Origin of the sequence: Ichthyobacterium seriolicida (genome assembly GCF_002369955.1) — a bacterium.
GTDB classification, from domain to species: domain Bacteria; phylum Bacteroidota; class Bacteroidia; order Flavobacteriales; family Ichthyobacteriaceae; genus Ichthyobacterium; species Ichthyobacterium seriolicida.
The window spans coordinates 1,560,126-1,579,356 of record NZ_AP014564.1; the positions used below are offsets into that span (position 1 = coordinate 1,560,126).

General features: G+C 31.9%; 19 protein-coding genes and 1 pseudogene. 7 read left to right on the forward strand and 13 right to left on the reverse strand.

Going from position 1 to position 19,231, the window contains the following annotated elements; translation table 11 throughout:
- Positions 1 to 63 precede the first annotated feature (63 nt).
- Positions 64 to 258 carry a hypothetical protein gene (locus JBKA6_RS06015; RefSeq protein WP_096686835.1) on the forward strand — a complete coding sequence of 65 codons (195 nt, stop codon included), beginning with the start codon at positions 64 to 66 and terminating at the stop codon, positions 256 to 258.
- Here the strand turns inward: JBKA6_RS06015 and JBKA6_RS06020 are convergent.
- Genes JBKA6_RS06020 through lpxK form a run of 3 tightly spaced genes read right to left on the reverse strand, consistent with a single transcriptional unit; the run spans position 245 to position 3,457 of the window.
- Complete coding sequence (locus tag JBKA6_RS06020) at positions 245 to 1,015, reverse strand: 3'-5' exonuclease (protein ID WP_096686837.1); 771 nt, start codon at positions 1,013 to 1,015, stop codon at positions 245 to 247. The genes JBKA6_RS06015 and JBKA6_RS06020 overlap by 14 nt on opposite strands.
- A gap of 53 nt (positions 1,016 to 1,068) precedes the next feature.
- Complete coding sequence (locus tag JBKA6_RS06025) at positions 1,069 to 2,388, reverse strand: aminotransferase class III-fold pyridoxal phosphate-dependent enzyme (RefSeq protein ID WP_096686839.1); 1,320 nt, start codon at positions 2,386 to 2,388, stop codon at positions 1,069 to 1,071.
- 43 nt (positions 2,389 to 2,431) lie between these two features.
- Positions 2,432 to 3,457 carry a tetraacyldisaccharide 4'-kinase gene (gene lpxK / locus JBKA6_RS06030; RefSeq protein WP_096686841.1) on the reverse strand — a complete coding sequence of 342 codons (1,026 nt, stop codon included), beginning with the start codon at positions 3,455 to 3,457 and terminating at the stop codon, positions 2,432 to 2,434.
- A 65-nt stretch (positions 3,458 to 3,522) separates the two neighbouring features.
- Between lpxK and JBKA6_RS06035 the strand changes: the two genes are divergently transcribed.
- Complete coding sequence (locus JBKA6_RS06035) at positions 3,523 to 4,515, forward strand: aspartate-semialdehyde dehydrogenase (RefSeq protein ID WP_096686843.1); 993 nt, start codon at positions 3,523 to 3,525, stop codon at positions 4,513 to 4,515.
- A gap of 7 nt (positions 4,516 to 4,522) precedes the next feature.
- Here JBKA6_RS06035 and holA read toward each other — a convergent pair whose 3' ends face one another.
- Positions 4,523 to 5,524, reverse strand: coding sequence for a DNA polymerase III subunit delta (holA, locus tag JBKA6_RS06040; protein WP_096686845.1), 1,002 nt, complete (start codon positions 5,522 to 5,524; stop codon positions 4,523 to 4,525).
- A 15-nt stretch (positions 5,525 to 5,539) separates the two neighbouring features.
- Here holA and JBKA6_RS06045 point away from each other — a divergent pair, with 15 nt between their 5' ends.
- Positions 5,540 to 5,992 (forward strand): type I restriction enzyme HsdR N-terminal domain-containing protein, encoded by a 453-nt coding sequence (locus tag JBKA6_RS06045; RefSeq protein WP_096686847.1) that lies wholly within the window; start codon positions 5,540 to 5,542, stop codon positions 5,990 to 5,992.
- Between the two features lie 60 nt (positions 5,993 to 6,052).
- Here JBKA6_RS06045 and JBKA6_RS07585 read toward each other — a convergent pair whose 3' ends face one another.
- The 7 genes from JBKA6_RS07585 to JBKA6_RS06080 all read right to left on the reverse strand — a co-directional run bounded on the left by JBKA6_RS07585 (position 6,053) and on the right by JBKA6_RS06080 (position 12,718).
- Entirely contained in the window at positions 6,053 to 7,057 is a 1,005-nt protein-coding gene (locus JBKA6_RS07585; RefSeq protein ID WP_157776974.1) for a hypothetical protein, read from the reverse strand.
- 221 nt (positions 7,058 to 7,278) lie between these two features.
- Positions 7,279 to 8,283: a glutathione S-transferase family protein gene (locus JBKA6_RS07590; protein ID WP_157776975.1), complete on the reverse strand. Its 1,005-nt coding sequence runs from the start codon at positions 8,281 to 8,283 to the stop codon at positions 7,279 to 7,281.
- A gap of 196 nt (positions 8,284 to 8,479) precedes the next feature.
- Positions 8,480 to 9,499, reverse strand: coding sequence for a hypothetical protein (locus tag JBKA6_RS07595; protein WP_157776976.1), 1,020 nt, complete (start codon positions 9,497 to 9,499; stop codon positions 8,480 to 8,482).
- A gap of 244 nt (positions 9,500 to 9,743) precedes the next feature.
- Positions 9,744 to 10,781 (reverse strand): glutathione S-transferase family protein, encoded by a 1,038-nt coding sequence (locus tag JBKA6_RS07600; protein ID WP_157776977.1) that lies wholly within the window; start codon positions 10,779 to 10,781, stop codon positions 9,744 to 9,746.
- A gap of 221 nt (positions 10,782 to 11,002) precedes the next feature.
- Positions 11,003 to 11,749, reverse strand: coding sequence for a glutathione S-transferase family protein (locus tag JBKA6_RS06070; protein ID WP_096686849.1), 747 nt, complete (start codon positions 11,747 to 11,749; stop codon positions 11,003 to 11,005).
- Positions 11,718 to 12,005 carry a hypothetical protein gene (locus JBKA6_RS07605; protein ID WP_157776978.1) on the reverse strand — a complete coding sequence of 96 codons (288 nt, stop codon included), beginning with the start codon at positions 12,003 to 12,005 and terminating at the stop codon, positions 11,718 to 11,720. The genes JBKA6_RS06070 and JBKA6_RS07605 overlap by 32 nt, the downstream gene beginning before the upstream one ends.
- A 221-nt stretch (positions 12,006 to 12,226) precedes the next feature.
- Positions 12,227 to 12,718, reverse strand: coding sequence for a hypothetical protein (locus JBKA6_RS06080; protein WP_096686851.1), 492 nt, complete (start codon positions 12,716 to 12,718; stop codon positions 12,227 to 12,229).
- A 583-nt stretch (positions 12,719 to 13,301) separates the two neighbouring features.
- Here JBKA6_RS06080 and JBKA6_RS06085 point away from each other — a divergent pair.
- From JBKA6_RS06085 to JBKA6_RS06105, 4 genes are all read left to right on the forward strand, one after another.
- Entirely contained in the window at positions 13,302 to 13,799 is a 498-nt protein-coding gene (locus JBKA6_RS06085; RefSeq protein ID WP_096686853.1) for a hypothetical protein, read from the forward strand.
- A 290-nt stretch (positions 13,800 to 14,089) separates the two neighbouring features.
- Entirely contained in the window at positions 14,090 to 14,443 is a 354-nt protein-coding gene (locus JBKA6_RS07845; protein ID WP_231952080.1) for a DUF285 domain-containing protein, read from the forward strand.
- A 34-nt stretch (positions 14,444 to 14,477) separates the two neighbouring features.
- The gene (locus JBKA6_RS06095; RefSeq protein ID WP_096686857.1) at positions 14,478 to 15,776 is read left to right on the forward strand and encodes an IS1380 family transposase; all 1,299 of its coding nucleotides are present in this window, start codon (positions 14,478 to 14,480) and stop codon (positions 15,774 to 15,776) included.
- Between the two features lie 228 nt (positions 15,777 to 16,004).
- Positions 16,005 to 16,697 carry a BspA family leucine-rich repeat surface protein gene (locus JBKA6_RS06105; protein ID WP_096686859.1) on the forward strand — a complete coding sequence of 231 codons (693 nt, stop codon included), beginning with the start codon at positions 16,005 to 16,007 and terminating at the stop codon, positions 16,695 to 16,697.
- A 131-nt stretch (positions 16,698 to 16,828) separates the two neighbouring features.
- On the opposite strand, the pseudogene JBKA6_RS06110 reads toward JBKA6_RS06105, so the two are convergent.
- Together JBKA6_RS06110 and recN are read right to left on the reverse strand one after the other, a co-directional pair.
- Positions 16,829 to 17,314: pseudogene (locus tag JBKA6_RS06110) on the reverse strand (transposase); the annotation flags it as partial.
- Between the two features lie 249 nt (positions 17,315 to 17,563).
- Positions 17,564 to 19,222, reverse strand: coding sequence for a DNA repair protein RecN (recN, locus tag JBKA6_RS06115; protein WP_096686861.1), 1,659 nt, complete (start codon positions 19,220 to 19,222; stop codon positions 17,564 to 17,566).
- Positions 19,223 to 19,231: the final 9 nt, after the last annotated feature.

Here is a 19,231-nt window from a genome sequence, read left to right on the forward strand (position 1 = left end):
TCAAAAGCTTACTTATACATTTATGCTGTTGATGTTTATTTTTTAACCTTATTTTGAATTAAAATGAAAAGAAATTTATTTAAAAACACTTTATCATTATTAACTATTTGGTTAGTTGTTTTCTCTTGTTCTAAACCAGCTGAGGAAGCTAAAGAAGAAATAATACAATTGGAAGCGAATACTGAAAATAAAGAAGCTGTCTCAAAACTGATACAGCCTCTTCTTTTTGTTTTTCAAACCTTTTTTATTTTTTATTGAAATTTTTTAAGCGTATTTCGGTCAATATTTTTTTTGTGTAAAGTGGAAAATCAGAGTTCTGTATCCAGGAGAAATAGCCTTTGTCTTTTTCTAATATTTCCAATACTCTGAGTCCTTTGTATTTTCCAAAGTTGAATATTTCAAAATCTTGATCGTCTAAACCTATGAATCCAGCTAGATCTACACTTCTATTGTGTTGTGAAAATTCACTTAAAAAGTCCATTTCATTTTTCAATTCTGGGTAGTGATCTAATTGAGATTTTAAGATTTCGTACGTAGCCTGAGTATCGGCTTGTGCAGAATGTGCATTTGATAGTTCTTTTTTGCAATAGAACTTATAAGCAGCCGAGAGAGTTCTCTGTTCCATCTTGTGGAAGATATTTTGAACATCTATGCTCTTTCTATTTTTCATGCTGAAATCTTCTCCAGCTCTTAAAAATTCCTCGGCTAAGAGAGGTATGTCGAACTTATTAGAATTATAGCCACATAGGTCAGAATTTTTGATCATTTTTTTTATCTCTGGCAATATATCTTTAAACGTGGGTTTATCAGCCACATCTTCATTTGTTATATTGTGTACCTTAATGGACTCTTCAGGGATTACTACAGTTGGATTTACCAACCAAGTTTTACTCTCTTGAGTTGAGTCGACTAGTATTTTTAGTATAGATATTTCTATTATTCTGTCTTTAGAAATATTAGTTCCTGTCGTTTCTAAGTCGAAAAAACAAATGGGTTTAGTTATGTTTAAGTCCATAATTATTTAGTGATTTTTATTTTTAAAACGAGACTTGCCCAAGAAGGCATTTTTTATTCTGTATAGTATTTATCTGCTATTGAAATTATCTGCGAAAGTATATCTATTCCTTCATCTACTTCTGTCTTAGAAATACAAAGAGGAGGAGCTATGAATATAAAATTCCATCTGATTATGGTAAACATATTCAACTTTTTCATCTTATCTACCATTAGATTGTTTACTTTCATCTCCAGTGGAGATGCATTCCAAGGTGTAGTAGGTTCTTTTGTTTTTCTGTTTTTAACCAATTCTATACAACCCAATAATCCAGTATTTCTAAAGTCTCCTATAGATGGATGTTTCTCTGCCAATTCCTTGACTTTTTCTTCTATGTATCTTCCCATGACACTTGCGTTTTCCACCAAATTATTTTCCTCTATTATAGATATATTTTCCAGAGCGGCAGCACAAGACACAGCGTGTGAGGAATAGGTAAGACCCAAGGGCAGGGAGATATCATCAAAATAATCGGCTATTTTATCTGTTACTACTACAGCTCCTAGAGGTAAATACCCAGATGTTAATCCTTTAGCTAAGCACATGATATCAGGTGTGGTATTGTGATGATCTATAGCGAACATCTTACCAGTTCTTCCAAATCCACTCATAACTTCGTCATCTATTAAAAGTATTCCGTATTTGTCGGCTATCTCTCTTAAACCTTTCCAATAAAAAGGAGGATATTTGATACATCCTGAAGAACCTGATTCCCCTTCAAATAATAATGCTGCTATGCTGTTAGGATTTTCAAATTCTATGACTCTATTCAAATGTTTTAAGGCCATTTCTCCACATTCTTCAATAGAGGAAGTGTTCCAAGGACATCGGTACGCGTAAGGGTTCTCTACGTGTAATACGTTTGGCATAGATTGACTATCAACTGCAAATTTTCTAGGATCTCCACTGGCAGATATAGAGCCGTAAGTAGAACCGTGATAAGATCTATAATGCGTGATTATTTTATGTCTTCCAGTATAGACTCTAGCTATTTTGATAGCATTTTCTATGGATTCCGTGCCGCCTAATGTAAAAAAGCTCTTGGTGAGATTGCCAGGGGTTATTTCAAACAATTTTTTTCCTAGTTTCTCTCTGGGATCCGTCATAAATCCAGGATTGACATAAGATACTTTTTGCATTTGATTGACTATAGCATCAGTTATTCTCTTATTTCCATGGCCTATATTTACACCGATTAATTGAGATGAAAAATCTATTATTTTATTTCCATTGGAGTCATATATGTAAACACCTTCTGCTCTGTCTATTTTTATTGGATTTAATCCTTTTTGTTTAGACCAGGAAAATAATGTGTAGTTATTGTTTTCAATCATTTTGCACAATTTATTTTTTAAATCAAAAAAAGTATAAGACAGACTAGTTAATATAATTTATATACTTAAATACTTCTCTGTTAAAGTTATTTTGATCATTTTCCGATAGATTGACTTTTATGGGGATGTACCAAATATCCATTTCTTGAATAGGTAATTCTAATAGTCTCATATAATCCTTTTCTGTAGTGAGAATTGTATTTTGTTTTTCCCTCATCACCTCTAGATCCCTTTTTGTGAAGTTGTGATGATCTCTGTAATTCAGGTGCATAAAATTAATTTTTTTTTCTTTTAGAAATTCTTCTAATGGATTAGGATTAGCTATACCAGTTACCAAGGTGATCTCTTGATTTTTAAGACTTTCTATTTTTTTATTGCTCAATCTGTTGTATATAAATTCAGAATATATTATGCTAGAAAAATAAATACGTTGATCTCTTTTAATATTCAGCTCTTTGCTTATATCTAGTTTTTCCTTTTTAGAGATATCAATTGGGCATTTGCTGACTATTATAATATCAGCCCTGTCAGCTCCTTTAGCATTTTCTCTCAATAATCCTAGAGGCATTAGATAGTCTTTTTTATAATTTTTGCTATAATCTGTTAGTAGTATATTCAAATTAGCTCTTATGGCTCTGTGTTGAAAGGCATCGTCTAGTAAGACTATATCTAATTTTTCAAAAGCCTTTTTGAGGTATTTTATACCTCTTACCCTATTGGCATCTACAGCGACTGTAATGTTTTTGTTTTTTTTATATAATTGAAGTGGTTCATCGCCTATATCATCAACAGTGGAATATTTATCTGCTATTACAAAGCCTTTGCTTTTTCTCTTGTATCCTCTGCTGAGTACAGCTATTTTGAAATCATCTTTTAAGATATTTATCAAATACTCTATGTGGGGAGTTTTTCCACTTCCTCCAACATTTAAATTTCCAATACATATGACAATAGGATTTTCGAAATTGAAGGATTTAAATATTTCATTATCGTAGAGTTTATTTCTGATAAATGTTATTAGGTCATATAACTTAGATAAAGGGTATAAAAGCACTTTTAATATCCTCATAAATTATGAAATAATTTCTAGCGAATGTAGTAAATTCGCTTGTTTATTTTTTTAAAAATCCTAAGATGAAACTTGTAATAGTAGGGGCTACAGGCCTTGTAGGACGAATAATATTTAAACTCTTACAAGAGAGGGATTTTCCCCTAGAGGAGTTGTTTTTAGTAGCTTCTAAAAAGTCTCTTGGAAAGGAGTTTTATTTTAAGGGAAAACCTACAAAAGTAATTGATATAGAAGAGGCTTTGCACCTAAGGCCTGATATAGCTATTTTTTCGGCTGGTGGAGATCTCTCTTTAATTTGGGCTCCAAAATTCTCAGAAATAGGAACTACAGTAATAGATAATTCTTCTGCTTGGAGAAGAGATCCTACCAAAAAATTAATAGTTCCAGAGATAAATGCAAGTGAATTATCAAGAGAGGATAAGATAATATCTAATCCTAATTGTTCTACCATACAGATGGTTATGGTTTTAAATCCACTTCACCAAAAATATCGAATCAAAAGGGTTGTAATCTCTACATATCAGTCAGTTACAGGTACTGGGATCAGAGGTATTTCTCAATTGGAAGATGAAGAAAAGTCTAATTTTAATTCAGAAAAAGTTTATCCACATCAAATATATAGAAATGTAATTCCTCATTGTGATGATTTCGAAGACAATGCTTATACCAAAGAGGAGATGAAATTGATAAGGGAGACAAAGAAAATTTTAGGTGATGACACTATAAATCTAACGGCTACCGCTGTACGTATACCTGTAACAGGAGGCCATTCTGAAAGTATAAATATAGAGTTTGAAAATGATTTTGATATAGACGAATTAACAGCTCTTTTAAAAGACACAAACGGTGTGATTGTACAAGATGATATATTGAATAATAAATACCCTATGCCTATTTGTGCAAATGATAATGACAATGTTTTTGTGGGGCGTATCAGAAGAGATCATTCTAGGGAGAAAGCTCTTAATTTATGGATAGTTTCAGATAATCTAAGAAAAGGAGCTGCTACAAATACTGTTCAAATAGCCGAATATTTAGTCAAAAATAAGTTGATATAATGAGGAATTAAATATGCATTATTTTAAAGATAAGTTCTTTTAGTATTTCCTTATCTGATGTAGTGCTTACGCCTATGCCTTTGGATTTGCCATCAGCTTCTCTTAGAAAGGATATTATTCTTATTATTTGTTTGACACTGTAAAAATTAGAAGCGTCTTGATATTCTGTTATAAAACTCGGAGGTATTTTTATGTGTTTTGATGCATTAGTTGGAGATTTATCGTCTAAGCTCAGATAGATTAGCAAATTAGTGAAAAAGGTATATAGGGAAGATATTGTCAGAATTATGGGATTCTTTTTTGAATTTTCTCCAAAGAAGTTTATGATTCTATTTGCTGTAAATACATCCTTTTTAGATATGGCTTTATTTAGTTCAAAGGTATTATAGCTTTTACTGATGCCTATATATTTTTCTATTATCTCTGTTGTTATTTCAGACCCTTTGGGGATTAGTATGGTCAGTTTTTCTAATTCGTTGTTTATCTTAACCAAATCTGTTCCTAAGTAATCAGACATTAGGTGTGCGGCTTTATCAGATATAGTATAATTTTTGCTAGTCACTTGTTTTTTTATCCAAATAGGGATTTGATATTCGTACATTTTACCACTTGTAAACACTATTGTGTTTTGATCAAAATATTTGGATATTGTTTTTTTTAGTTGTTTTTCATAGCAAAGGACTAATATGGTATTGGGGTTAGGTGATTTTATATATCCGTTTAATAACTTTATATCTTTGTCGATTATATGTTGAGCTTCTTTGATTATTACAACTCTATATTTTGCATTTATGGGATACCTTTTTGATTCTAAGATAATTGTTTCAGTATCTATTTCTTTTCCATACAGTAGGGACTGATTGAATAACTTTTCACCTTCGGATAATACTTCTCTTTGTATGAGATCGGATATTTTATCTATGTAATATTTTTCCTCACCAGATAGCAGATATATAGGATGATATTTTTTTTCTCTAATATTTGCTATTATTTCATCAGCGAGTTTCATATTTTAAATGCAATTATGATAAAATTAAATTTTCCTGAATACAGGTTTAAGCTGCGCGAAGCTATTGAAAAAAAGCTATTTATATTTGATATAATCAGAAAAAAATACGTTTTACTTACTCCTGAAGAATGGGTGAGACAACATATTATAAGGTATCTGATAGACAAGGGTTATCCCGCTGTATTCATGGCTGTGGAGAGTGCTTTAAAAATAGGATATCTCAAAAAAAGGGCAGATATAATAGTTTACAATACTAATATGAAACCAATGGTTATAGTAGAATGCAAATCTCCAGATACTTTAATAACACAAAAGACTTTTGATCAAGCCTCTTTATACGCTGCGGGGATAGGAGTGGAGTACTTGATAATTACTAATGGAAAAAAACACTATTCAGCATTTATAAATAACGATAGTAAAGAGTACAATTTTTTGGAAGAAATTCCAGACTATAGTTCTTTGAGATAGTCTTATAAAACACAAAAGCCCCAATATTGGGGCTTTTGCAAAAAAATGTAGTTTATAAAACTAAGCATCCTTGAATTCTAATTTATAGAATTTAACTGATGTTCCATCCTGAGCTACCACTTTAAAGGATATTCCTTTGCCAGTAGCTGAAACAGTAAATTCAGTTGTTGGGTCTGTTGCTGGGAAATCTGCAGCGCTACTCGTTGCAACAGCATCAGTTGTATCAAAATAAGCCCCATTTGGAAGAGCAACTTTATCAGCTTTAAATTTAAAGTTTGATATGCTCTCGTCAGCTAATTGAGTGCCTTTAGTCATAGTTAGTAAAATAGGTTTTGTATTATCAGAGCCGTCATTAGTTCCAGTGGTGTCAGTAACCTTAGGGTAAGTTGCTGGAGCTTCAGTCGTAGCAGCATTTTTAATTTTCCCATTAGCTTGATCAGCTGTAGCATTTTTTATAAACCCAAGCCCAGTAGCTTTTTTATCACTTCCAGTTCCAGTAGTAGCTATAAGACAATCTCTTGATGCAGCTCCGTGAATAAACATCACTTTAAATGATTTTTCATCAATAACCTTATCGCCTTCTTTTTTAGAGATTTTAAAAGTATGACTAACACCATTTTTTAGTTCACTATGAACTAATTTAGTTGTAATAACATGATCAAAAGAATGAGCATTAGCATCTAATTTATCCTTTCCTAAATAAACATTTTCACCAAGTTTTTCTTTTAAAGTGATAGTAGCCGTTAGTGGAGCAGCAGTACTTATATTTAACTTAGTATTAAAAGGCACAGTCACTTTGATAGTACCATCTGCTTCAATATTTGCTTTAAGTTGGGCCTCTAATGCAGCATATGCAGGAGCAGGTGTCTTTGTTATAAAGAGAGCTTTATAAGCTGAAGTAGCATCAGTAGGGTTTGTTGCTGGGGTACTATTTTTAGCCTTTGTAAAGACAACGCTTTCAATATTTGCTACTTCTGTTTCAGCGTTTGGTTTATTACAAGAAAAAACCACAAGACCAAGAGTCAGTAATGATAAAATGTTTTTAAATATTTTGTTTGTTTTCATATATAATATTGTTAAAAAATAAATGTCAATGACCTAAATATATGAGTAAGCCATTGACTAAAAACTAAAGCGCTAAATTAGTAGCTTTATTTTAATTGAGGTTTTTTTTCTGTGAAGTCTTTTAAATATAAAACACACCAAAATATAATTCTTTGAGATAGTCTTATAAAACACAAAAGCCCCAAAATTGGGGCTTTTGCAAAGGAAGATAAATTATAAAATTAACTCTCCTTGAATTCTAATCTGTAGAATTTAACTGATGTTCCATCCTGAGCTATAACTTTAAAGGATATTCCTTTATCCTTAGCTGAAACAGTAAATTCAGTTGTTGGGTCTGTTGCTGGGAAATCTGTAGCCTTACTCGTTTCAACAGCATCAGTTGTATCAAAATAAGCTCCATTTGGAAGAGTAACTTTATCAGCTTTAAATTTAAAGCTTGATATGCCCTCGTCAGCTAATTCAGCATTTTTGGTCATAGTTAGTAAAATAGGTTTTGTATTATCAGAGCCGTCATTAGTGGCTTGAGTATCAGTAACCTTAGGATAGGTTGCTGGAGCTTCATCCGTAGCAGCATCTTTAATTTTCTCATTAGCAGCATTAGCGGTAGTATTTTGTATAAACCCTAATCCAGTAGCTTTTTTATCACTTCCAGTTCCAGTAGTAGCTATAAGACAATCTCTTGATGCAGCTCCGTGAATAAACATCACTTTAAATGATTTTTCATCAATAACCTTATCGCCTTCTTTTTTAGAGATTTTAAAAGTATGACTAACACCATTTTTTAGTTCACTATGAACTAATTTAGTTGTAATAACATGATCAAAAGAAAGAGCATTAGCATCTAATTTATCTTTTCCTAAATAAACATTTTCACCAAGTTTTTCTTTTAAAGTGATAGTAGCCGTTAGTGGAGCAGCAGTAATTATATTTAACTTAGTATTAAAAGGCACAGTCACTTTGATAGTACCATCTGCTTCAATATTTGCTTTAAATTGGGCCTCTAATGCAGCATATGCAGGAGCAGGTGTCTTTGTTATAAAGAGAGCTTTATAAGCTGCAGTAGCATCAGTAGGATTTGTTGCTGGGGTACTATTTTTAGCCTTTGTAAAGACAACGCTTTCAATATTTGCTACTTCTGTTTCAGCGTTTGGTTTATTACAAGAAAAAACCACAAGACCAAGAGTCAGTAATGATAAAATGTTTTTAAATATTTTGTTTGTTTTCATATTATAATATTGTTAAAAAATAAATGTCAATGACCTAAATATATGAGTAAGCCATTGACTAAAAACTAAAGCGCTAAATTAGTAGTATTGTTTTAATTGATAAGTTTTTTATTTTTCACACAGCCTTAGAAACAAAGCATAAAAAAATCCCCCAACTTTGAGCCAGGGGATTGAAAAAGGTGTTAAAAAAATCTTATTAAGAATTCTTAAATGTCAACTTATAGTAAGTAGCTGATGTTCCATCCTGAGCCACTACTCTAAACTGTATGCCTTTATTATTATCTGTTGGAGTAAACCCAGTAGAGATTGTAGGATTTGTTACAGGATGATCGGCATCATTATTAAACTCCGTCGTAGTTGCATCTATAAAAGCACCCTCTGGAAGTTTTAAAACATCTACTTTGAATTTAATGGTAGTATTGTTACTAGAAATACTAGTGCCTGATACTAACTCTTGCCCTCCAGATGAAGCAGCAGTCATAGTAAGTGCATACGGAGAAGCTTTAGTTCCAGCACCACCGCTGGTGCTCTCTTTCGTAGGATTTACTGGGGTTGCAGCGGTACCACTATTAATCTTCTCATTAATTGCACCTGAGCCTGTCGCTGTTATAAACCCAAGCCCAGTAACTTTACTGCCAGCAGTATCAAGAGCTAAAGCAGAAACATTAGAAGGATTTTCATCATGAATAAATACCACTTTAAATGATTTTTCATCAATAACCTTATCGCCTTCTTTTTTAGAGATTTTAAAAGTCTTACTAACACCATTTTTTAGTTCACTATGAACTAATTTAGTTGTAATAACATGATCAAAAGAATGAGCATTAGCATCTAATTTATCCTTTCCTAAATAAACATTTTCACCAAGTTTTTCTTTTAAAGTGATAGTAGCCGTTAGTGGAGCAGCAGTACTTATATTTAACTTAGTATTAAAAGGCACAGTCACTTTGATAGTACCATCTGCTTCAATATTTGCTTTAAGTTGGGCCTCTAATGCAGCATATGCAGGAGCAGGTGTCTTTGTTATAAAGAGAGCTTTATAAGCTGCAGTAGCATCAGTAGGATTTATTGCTGGGGTACTATTTTTAGCCTTTGTAAAGACAACGCTTTCAATATTTGCTACTTCTGTTTCAGCGTTTGGTTTATTACAAGAAAAAACCACAAAACCAAAAGTCAGTAATGATAAAATGTTTTTAAATATTTTGTTTGTTTTCATATTATAATATTGTTAAAAAATAAATGTCAATGACCTAAATATATGAGTAAGCCATTGACTAAAAACTAAAGCGCTAAATTAGTAGTATTATTTTAATTGAGGTTTTTTTTCTGTGAAGTGTTTTAAATATAAAACACACCAAAATATAATTCTTTGAGATAGTCTTATAAAAATTAAAAAGCCGCCTCGTTTTAGTAATGAGGCGGCTTCTATAGAAAATGATCTTTAACTTTAAAAAAACTAACTATTCTTTGAATTCTAATCTGTAGAATTTAACTGATGTTCCATCCTGAGCTATAACTTTAAAGGATATTCCTTTATCCTTAGCTGAAACAGTAAATTCAGTTGTTGGGTCTGTTGCTGGGAAATCTGTAGCCTTACTCGTTTCAACAGCATCAGTTGTATCAAAATAAGCCCCATTTGGAAGAGTAACTTTATCAGCTTTAAATTTAAAACTTGATATAGTTTCGTCAGCTAATTCAGTATTTTTGGTCATAGTTAGTAAAATAGGTTTATCAGCAGCAGAACCGTCATTAGTTCCAGTAGTGTCAGTAACCTTAGGATAGGTTGCTGGAGCTTCAGCCGTAGCAGCATCTTTAATTTTCTCATTAGCAGCGCTAGCAGAACCTTTTATAAACCCAAGCCCAGTAGCTGTTTTAGTAGAGCCAGAACTACTAGTAGCTAAAACTGAATTTGTTGAAGGAGTATCATGAACGAAGACCACTTTAAATGATTTTTCATCAATAACCTTATCGCCTTCTTTTTTAGAGATTTTAAAAGTTTGGCTAACACCGCCTTTTTTTATCAATTCAGCATGAACTAATTGAGTTGTAATAACATGATCAAAAGAAAGAGAATCAGCATATAATTTTTTATTATTTCCTAAATAAACATTTTCACCAAGTTTTTCTTTTAAAGTGATAGTAGCCGTTAGTGGTGCAGCAGTACTTATATTTAACTTAGTATTAAAAGGCACAGTCACTTTGATAGTACCATCTGCTTCAATATTTGCTTTAAGTTGGGCCTCTAATGCAGCATATGCAGGAGCAGGTGTCTTTGTTATAAAGAGAGCTTTATAAGCTGCGGTAGCATCATTAGGGGATGTTTCTGGAGTGCTATTTTTAGCTTTTGTAAATACAATGCTTTCAATATTTGCAATTGCTTTTTGTACTACTTCTTCTTCTGTTTTAGGAGTTTCAGAGTTTTGTTTATTACAAGAAAAAACCACAAAACCAAGAGTCAGTAATGATAAAATGTTTTTAAATATTTTGTTTGTTTTCATATATAATATTGTTAAAAAATAAATGTCAATGACCTAAATATATGAGTAAGCCATTGACTAAAAACTAAAGCGCTAAATTAGTAGTATTATTTTAATTGAGGTTTTTTTTCTGTGAAGTGTTTTAAATATAAAACACACCAAAATATAATTCTTTGAGATAGTCTTATAAAACACAAAAGCTCCAATATTGGAGGTTTTGCAAAAAAAAGTAGTTTATAAAACTAGGAGTTTTTAAATTCTAATCTGTAGAATTTAACTGATGTTCCATCCTGAGCTACCACTTTAAAGGATATTCCTTTGCCAGTAGCTGAAACAGTAAATTCAGTTGTTGGGTCTGTTGCTGGGAAATCTGTAGCCTTACTCGTTTCAACAGCATCAGTTGTATCAAAATAAGCTCCATTTGGAAGAGTAACTTTATCAGCTTTAAATTTAAAACTTGATATAGTTTCGTCAGCTAATTCAGTATTTTTGGTCATAGTTAGTAAAATAGGTTTATCAGCAGCAGAACCGTCATTAGTTCCAGTAGTGTCAGTAACCTTAGGATAGGTTGCTGGAGCTTCAGCCGTAGCAGCATCTTTAATTTTCTCATTAGCAGCGCTAGCAGAACCTTTTATAAACCCAAGCCCAGTAGCTGTTTTAGTAGAGCCAGAACTAGTAGTAGCTATAAGACAATCTCTTGATGCAGCTCCGTGAATAAACATCACTTTAAATGATTTTTCATCAATAACCTTATCGCCTTCTTTTTTAGAGATTTTAAAAGTCTTACTAACACCATTTTTTAGTTCACTATGAACTAATTTAGTTGTAATAACATGATCAAAAGAAAGAGCATTAGCATCTAATTTATCTTTTCCTAAATAAACATTTTCACCAAGTTTTTCTTTTAAAGTGATAGTAGCCGTTAGTGGAGCAGCAGTAATTATATTTAACTTAGTATTAAAAGGCACAGTCACTTTGATAGTACCCATCTGCTTCAATATTTGCTTTAAGTTGGGCCTCTAATGCAGCATATGCAGGAGCAGGTGTCTTTGTTATAAAGAGAGCTTTATAAGCTGCAGTAGCAGCAGTAGGATTTGTTGCTGGGGTACTATTTTTAGCCTTTGTAAAGACAACGCTTTCAATATTTGCTACTTCTGTTTCAGCGTTTGGTTTATTACAAGAAAAAACCACAAGACCAAGAGTCAGTAATGATAAAATGTTTTTAAATATTTTGTTTGTTTTCATATATAATATTGTTAAAAAATAAATGTCAATGACCTAAATATATGAGTAAGCCATTGACTAAAAACTAAAGCGCTAAATTAGTAGTATTATTTTAATTGAGAGTTTTTTTCTGTGAAGTATTTTAAATATAAAACACACTAAAATATAATTCTTTGAGATAGTCTTATAAAACACAAAAGCCCCAATATTGGGGCTTTTGCAAAGGAAGATAAATTATAAAATTAACTCTCCTTGAATTCTAATCTGTAGAATTTAACTGATGTTCCATCCTGAGCTACTACTTTAAAGGATATTCCTTTGCCAGTAGCTGAAACAGTAAACTCAGTTGTTGGGTCTGTTGCTGGGAAATTTGCAGCGTCACCCGTTGCAACGGCATCAGTTATGTCAAAATAAGCTCCATTTGGGAGAGCAACTTTATCAGCTTTAAATTTAAAGTTTGATATGCTCTCGTCAGCTAATTGAGTGCCTTTAGTCATAGTTAGTAAAATATATTTTGTATTATCAGAGCCGTCATTAGTGGCTTGAGTATCAGTAACCTTAGGATAGGTTGCTGGAGCTTCAGCCGTAGCAGCATCTTTAATTTTACTATTAGCTTGATCAGCAGTAGTATTTTGTATAAACCCTAATCCGGTAGCTTTTTTATCACTTCCAGTTCCAGTAGTAGCTATAAGACAATCTCTTGATGCAGTTGATGCAGCTCCGTGAATAAACATCACTTTAAATGATTTTTCATCAATAACCTTATCGCCTTCTTTTTTAGAGATTTTAAAAGTCTTACTAACACCATCTTTTAGTTCACTATGAACTAATCTAGTTGTAATAACATGATCAAAAGAAAGAGCATTAGTATCTAATTTAGTATTTCCTAAATAAACATTTTCACCAAGTTCTTCTTTTAAAGTGATAGTAGCCGTTAGTGGAGCAGCAGTACTTATATTTAACCTGGATTATTCATGGTTTGTATTTCAATTTGAATATAAAGCGTTATTTTTAAAGGGTTTCAACCAAAAATAACCACTTCAGATATAGCCCAAAAATGAGGAATAAAAATATACCATTTATAACTCTGAGTTCATCAATGACTACTTATAAATACTGGATAAAGCGATAGATTCTATCCGAAAAATTTATACGACTATGAATAATCTAGGTTAAGTTGTCTTGAACCTTATGTAATATTTTCTTTTGACCTTTAAAAAACTAATAGTTTAGCAGATTTTTAACTGAGACTGGAAAGCTTGAATATTGTGTGTGTTTACCTTTAAAATAGGCTTTTAGTTGATTATTTTAAATACTATGAAGTCAAAAATTTTACTGTTTTCTGTACTTATTTTTCAAATTATCTCCTTTAATTCTTGTACAAAAGAAGCAGAAAATGGTTCAGACATTGAGTCTTCACTTTCTTTCAGTTTAAACTTTGATTCTGCTAAGAATGAGGGGTTGAATAAGGAAGATATAAGCATTAATATTGATCCTGCAGATTCTACTAAGATATCTGTTGTTTTACCTGCTGATAAAAAAGGATTAATAACCAAGTTAGTTCCTACAATAGAGTTTGTAGGTAAAAAAATAGAACCTAACCCTAGTACAATTAAAGATTTTTCCAACCCTGTATCTTTTACAATTATTACCGAAAAAGGAGAAGCTAAAACTTATACGATAACGGTGTCTGTAGTAGAAAAAATAAATACGCTGCCTGAGGCAGTACAAAACTCTACAAACACTGTAGATAATTTAGTTACTACTGGAGAAGGAGAAGCTGAAACAAATACGATAACGGAGTCTATCTTTTAGGCAAGTTTACCGATAACAGTTCAAAGAAATTTATCTCAAAATGGTATGTTCGTCTAAATGACAGAATAGTATTACCTATATATCAGGGAGGAGTTTACAATTTCTATGTAGACTGGGGAGATGATACAGAAAAGCAACATGTTACTTCTCATAATGACCCTAATGCAAGTCATACATATACAACAGGGGGTGATAAGACTATAACTATTATAGGGCAAATAGAAGGTTTTAACTTCGGAAAAGTTACAAATAGCAAGGATAAAATATTAGATATATTAGATTGGGGTGAACTGAAATTTAAGGATTACTGTGGATGTTTTGAACGATGTACCAAGTTAGTAACTTTACCTGTAAAAGCACCTAATTTAGAAGAGGTTACGGATATGTCAAGAATGTTTTTTGAAGCTAAAGCTTTCAACAGTGAAAATATAAGCAAATGGGATGTATCTAAGGTTACGAATATGTCAATGATGTTCTATAAAGCGGCAGCTTTTAATCAAGACTTAAATAACTGGAATGTCTCTAATGTTACTAATATGTCAATGATGTTCTTTAAAGCCGCAACTTTTAATCAAGACTTAACCCAGATTATTCATAGTTACCCTTTAAATATTGCGCATAAAGTGTTAATTTTAAGGCATTAAAGTCCAAAGAAACATACTTTAATATAGCCCAAAAATGAGGAATAAAAACACATTATTTTATAGAGGGAAAACTTCTGTTGAGTTAACTTTTTCATCATCAGAAATTAGCTCTGATGGATCTTTAATCATGCTTGAAAAACTAGAAAGAGATCATAGATTGATTCATTATTACAGTAAACTTTTGCCTGATACTCGAGACTCTAGATTTATTACTTATACCAGAAAGCAACAGTTAAAACAAAGGGTTTATATGATCATGTTAGGCTATGAAGACGCCAATGATGTTAATCATTTACATAACGATCCTTTATTCAAAGATGTTCTTCAAGGTGATTTGGCTTCTCAACCTACTATATCAAGATTTGAGAATAGCTTTGACAAACAAGCTGTTTTTAAGTTTTGTGATGCGTGGTTATACAAATATGTTTCAAGTTTATCTGATCGTAAGAGAATAGTTATTGACGTAGATTCAACTGATGATCCAACTCATGGCAGTCAACAATTGTCAATGTTTAACGGTTATTATAGTCAATTCATGTACAATGAACTATTTTTTCATGATGGAAAAACAGGACAGATTATCCTTCCTGTACTCCGCCCAGGAAATAGTCATTCTAATAAATGGTATGTGAGTATTTTAAAGCGAATAATTATCAAAATACGTGAGAGTCACCCAGAGATGGAAATAATTATTAGAAGTGATAGCGGCTTTAGTTGCGCTCCTTTTTACCAATTAGTAGATGATTTTGATTTACTATATGTGACAGGCATAGCGAGCAATGAAGTTTTAAAAAGAAAGGTATCTTGGTCAAAAAATGCTGTAAAAAAAATGTATTTAGATCAGGGAGAGAAGCACCAACATTTTATGAGTTTTACGTACAAAGCCAAGAGTTGGCACAAGCCTCAACAGTGCTATTCTAAAGTTGAGAGTACAGGATTAGGGATGAACATAAGGTATTTTTCTAGTAATCTTCCCCAAAAGGATGCTAGAGAAATTTACTTTGACTTTTATGTGAAAAGAGGTGATTCAAGTGAAAATAGAATAAAAGAAGTTAAAAATATGTGTTTTTCTGATCGTTTGTCAAATCATAGTTTTCTTGCTAATTTTTTTCGACTTATGATGAGTAGTCTTGCCTATGAAATGTTTTTATTACTGAAACAGAAGATAAAGAAAACAAGATTTGAAGTAGCAAAAAAATGGTTAATCAGTTCGATTAGAACCTATCTTCTCAAGGTAGGAGCAACGATTAAAATTACCAAAAGGCGAATCTATTATCAGCTATCTAAATCTTTTGTTTACAAGGGTTTATTTCGGGAAATTATTACCCAGTAACGGTTGTTTATTTGTGAAATGAACGACCTTGGGATAGTTACGCCTTGTCGTTAAAAAACCATGTAAAAACACTAAAAAAGAGCATTGTCATCCTAAAAAAAGGTGCAAAAAAACGACAAAGAAGATGAGTTCTCTTCGATTAGTAAAAAAGTTAAGGAAAAAATATCACGTCTAATCTATTTTAGTATGACTATGAATAATGCGGGTTAAATAACTGGAACGTCTCTAATGTTACTAATATGGAATCGATGTTTTTTTGAAGCTAAAGCTTTCAATAAAGATATAAGCAAATGGGATGTGTCTAAGGTTACTAATATGGAATCGATGTTTTATGGCGCTAAAGCTTTCAATAAAGATATAGGTAGTTGGAATGTTTCTAAGGTTACCAATATGGCATCGATGTTTTTTGAAGCTATAGCTTTCAATAAAGATATAGGTAGTTGGAATGTTTCTAAGGTTACCAATATGGCATCGATGTTTTTTGAAGCTATAGCTTTCAATAAAGATATAGGTAGTTGGAATGTTTCTAAGGTTACCAATATGGCATCGATGTTTTTGGGCGCTACAGCTTTCAATAAAGATATAGGTAGTTGGAATGTTTCTAATGTTGCTAATATGGCATCGATGTTTTTGGGCGCTACAGCTTTTAATCAAGACTTAAATAACTGGAACGTCTCTAATGTTACTAATATGGCATCGATGTTTGCAAAAGCTAAAGCTTTCAATAAAGATATAGGTAGTTGGAATGTTTATAAGGTTACTAATATGGGCTATATGTTTTACCATGCTACATCTTTTAATCAAGATTTAAGCAAATGGGATATCTCTAATGTTGCGTATATGAATTCAACGTTTCAAGATTCAGGAATGCCTCATAGTAGCTCTGATACTGATAAGAGTAAGTATCCTAAAAAAAAATAGACATTACATCTGAATAATAATTATTGTTATTATTTAACGAAGCCGTCTCATTAATTAAACGAGGCGGTTTTTTAATGACACTATCCATTAAAGTGTGCGAATAAAAAATGACATATTTTTTTTGTTTTTATTCATAGTCGAACTCTTTTGTCAAAAATAGTTAAAAATTGATTCAAAATTATTCCCCAATTTGGTATGGGTTTGGACCATTTTTTTTGTAGCCCCCCTCAGAGCTAAAAAAGTAGATTTCATAACAGCAGCAGCAGTTGGGAATGACAATTTGTTTTTGGTATACTTTCTGATTTTTCCATTGAGGTTTTCAATCAAGTTGGTCGTGTAAATAATTTTCCTGATTTATACGGGAAATTCATAAAAAGCAGATAATTCCTCCCAGTTATCTCGCCAGCTTTTAACAGCATAGGAATACTTGGATTCCCATGTCTTTGCAAAGTCATTTAGGGCTGGCCTCAGCTGATTGTTTTGTAGGGGAATTGTATATTGATTTCATATCATTTAGAAAACGTCTTTTTATCCTTCCATACTACATATCTGCTCGAATTCCTGATTTGATCGTACACTACTACATAACTGTGTTTGCGTTTTGGAAAATATGCTCTATGTAGAATAGGTAAATCCTTTGAACCTGAGTTCGATTGATAAAATCACTTGAATATGTGTTATCGGACTGTAAAAAAGTTGTGTTTAAATATTTTAAAACATCAGATATTTTGCTAGCAGTCTTGGGATCATTTTATCTGCTTCCGTTCGATATGTTTAGGATTGCCCATAAAAATTAAGCCTAAATTAAAGTTATTTCAAGCTTTTAAAATGTTTTTATTAATTCGTAATCAGATTAAAGAACAAATTCAATCTACGCCCAATAACTGCCTAGCCTGTTGTATAGCAGCCTCAGAAATTTTATTTCCACTGATTATTTCAGCTATTTCAGTTACCCTCTCTGTACTTGAGAGTAATCGTATCCTAGTCTCTATCTTACCTCCTATATTTTCCTTATAAACTTTTAATTGATACTGACCCTTTGCAGCTATCTGTGGCAAATGAGTAATGCTTATAACTTGTATATTGCGACCTAAATCTATCATAACATCTCCCATCTTATCGGCTATATTTCCAGATATTCCAGTGTCTATCTCATCAAAAATAATCGTTGGCATACTGTCATACCTAGACATTATACTCTTTATAGCTATCATGATACGAGATAATTCACCCCCTGAAGCAATTTTATTTAGAGGATGTAAATCAGATTCCCCACCGTGAGAAAATAAGTACTCTATATCATTCACACCGTTTTCTCTAAACTCATTCAAATGAGATAATCTCAGAGAAATGAAAGAACTAGGCATTCCTAATCTCTCTATTACTTTGAGAATATCACTCTCTATTTTAGGTATTACACGCTCCCTATTTTTAGATATCGCTGAAGCTATATTTCTAATGTCTCCTTCTAAAGAATCTATAAAAAGTTCTTTTTCTCGTATGAGTTGATCTAAATTTTCAGTCGTATTAACTTTTTTCTCTAATTCAGATTTTATATCCAATAACTCTTGTACACTTCCAACAGAGTGTTTCTTTTCTAAATCATATATCACCTTTAAACGACTATTTACCTCTTCAAGTCTATGCGGTTCATATTCTACATCTTCCACTAGAGAACACATCTCTGTATACACGTCATCTAACTCCAGATATATGCTATTTATCCTCTCATATATAATATTGTACTCATCAGATATTTTAGATATATTACTAATACTATTTCTCACATTGTTCAAAACATTAGAAATACCTATTTCATCATCATCTATAGCTTTTATAGAATACTGAAGGCTATTTTTTATATCCTCCACATGAGTTAATTTTTCTAACTCTAACTCCTTGTCTTCCTGCTCATTTTCTATCAGCTTTACACTTTGCAATTCCTGTAATAAAAAGGAGTTATAATTAAATTCATTAAGTAGAGAATCTCTTTTTAATTTGAGGCTCTCAAATTCCTTTTTTTCTCTTTTAAATTCTCGTAACTTATTTTTATAATCGATTAATATCTCAGTATTACCTGCGACTGAATCTAAAAGTTTCATCTGAAAATCTGAATCTTTTAACTTTAATGTTTGATGTTGAGAATGTATATCTAATAATTTCTCTCCCAACTTATTGATAACACTCAAGGAACTTGGCACGTCATTTATGAAAGAACGAGACTTGCCCGATGGTAAAATTTCTCTTCTTAAAATGGTATTGTCTTCGTAATCTAAATCATGACTTTCAAAAAATTCCTTCAGCTTATAATCTTTTATGTAGAACTGTACTTCTATTACACATTTCTGATCTGCATTTTTTAAGGATTTCAAATCTGCTCTATTGCCCAATGCTAAACCTATAGCCCCCAAAAGTATAGACTTACCAGCCCCTGTTTCTCCTGTTATTGTAGTAAATCCAGATGGTATATCTATCTCTAAGTTCTCTATAAGAGCGTAATTTTTTACCGATATGTGTTTTAACATATAGAATGC

Bases quoted from the DNA above. Each gene is read 5' to 3' on its own strand.
- JBKA6_RS06015 (WP_096686835.1), top strand. From the start codon at position 64: ATGAAAAGAAATTTATTTAAAAACACTTTATCATTATTAACTATTTGG.
- JBKA6_RS07605 (WP_157776978.1), bottom strand. From the start codon at position 12,005: ATGAAAACAAACAAAATATTTAAAAACATTTTATCATTACTGACTCTT.
- JBKA6_RS07595 (WP_157776976.1), bottom strand. From the start codon at position 9,499: ATGAAAACAAACAAAATATTTAAAAACATTTTATCATTACTGACTTTT.
- JBKA6_RS07600 (WP_157776977.1), bottom strand. From the start codon at position 10,781: ATGAAAACAAACAAAATATTTAAAAACATTTTATCATTACTGACTCTT.
- JBKA6_RS06085 (WP_096686853.1), top strand. From the start codon at position 13,302: ATGAAGTCAAAAATTTTACTGTTTTCTGTACTTATTTTTCAAATTATC.
- JBKA6_RS07585 (WP_157776974.1), bottom strand. From the start codon at position 7,057: ATGAAAACAAACAAAATATTTAAAAACATTTTATCATTACTGACTCTT.
- lpxK (WP_096686841.1), bottom strand. From the start codon at position 3,457: ATGAGGATATTAAAAGTGCTTTTATACCCTTTATCTAAGTTATATGAC.
- JBKA6_RS06025 (WP_096686839.1), bottom strand. From the start codon at position 2,388: ATGATTGAAAACAATAACTACACATTATTTTCCTGGTCTAAACAAAAA.
- JBKA6_RS06020 (WP_096686837.1), bottom strand. From the start codon at position 1,015: ATGGACTTAAACATAACTAAACCCATTTGTTTTTTCGACTTAGAAACG.
- JBKA6_RS07590 (WP_157776975.1), bottom strand. From the start codon at position 8,283: ATGAAAACAAACAAAATATTTAAAAACATTTTATCATTACTGACTCTT.
- JBKA6_RS06080 (WP_096686851.1), bottom strand. From the start codon at position 12,718: ATGTTTATTCACGGAGCTGCATCAACTGCATCAAGAGATTGTCTTATA.
- holA (WP_096686845.1), bottom strand. From the start codon at position 5,524: ATGAAACTCGCTGATGAAATAATAGCAAATATTAGAGAAAAAAAATAT.
- JBKA6_RS06035 (WP_096686843.1), top strand. From the start codon at position 3,523: ATGAAACTTGTAATAGTAGGGGCTACAGGCCTTGTAGGACGAATAATA.
- recN (WP_096686861.1), bottom strand. From the start codon at position 19,222: ATGTTAAAACACATATCGGTAAAAAATTACGCTCTTATAGAGAACTTA.
- JBKA6_RS06095 (WP_096686857.1), top strand. From the start codon at position 14,478: ATGAGGAATAAAAACACATTATTTTATAGAGGGAAAACTTCTGTTGAG.
- JBKA6_RS06105 (WP_096686859.1), top strand. From the start codon at position 16,005: ATGTTACTAATATGGAATCGATGTTTTTTTGAAGCTAAAGCTTTCAAT.
- JBKA6_RS06070 (WP_096686849.1), bottom strand. From the start codon at position 11,749: ATGGGTACTATCAAAGTGACTGTGCCTTTTAATACTAAGTTAAATATA.
- JBKA6_RS06045 (WP_096686847.1), top strand. From the start codon at position 5,540: ATGATAAAATTAAATTTTCCTGAATACAGGTTTAAGCTGCGCGAAGCT.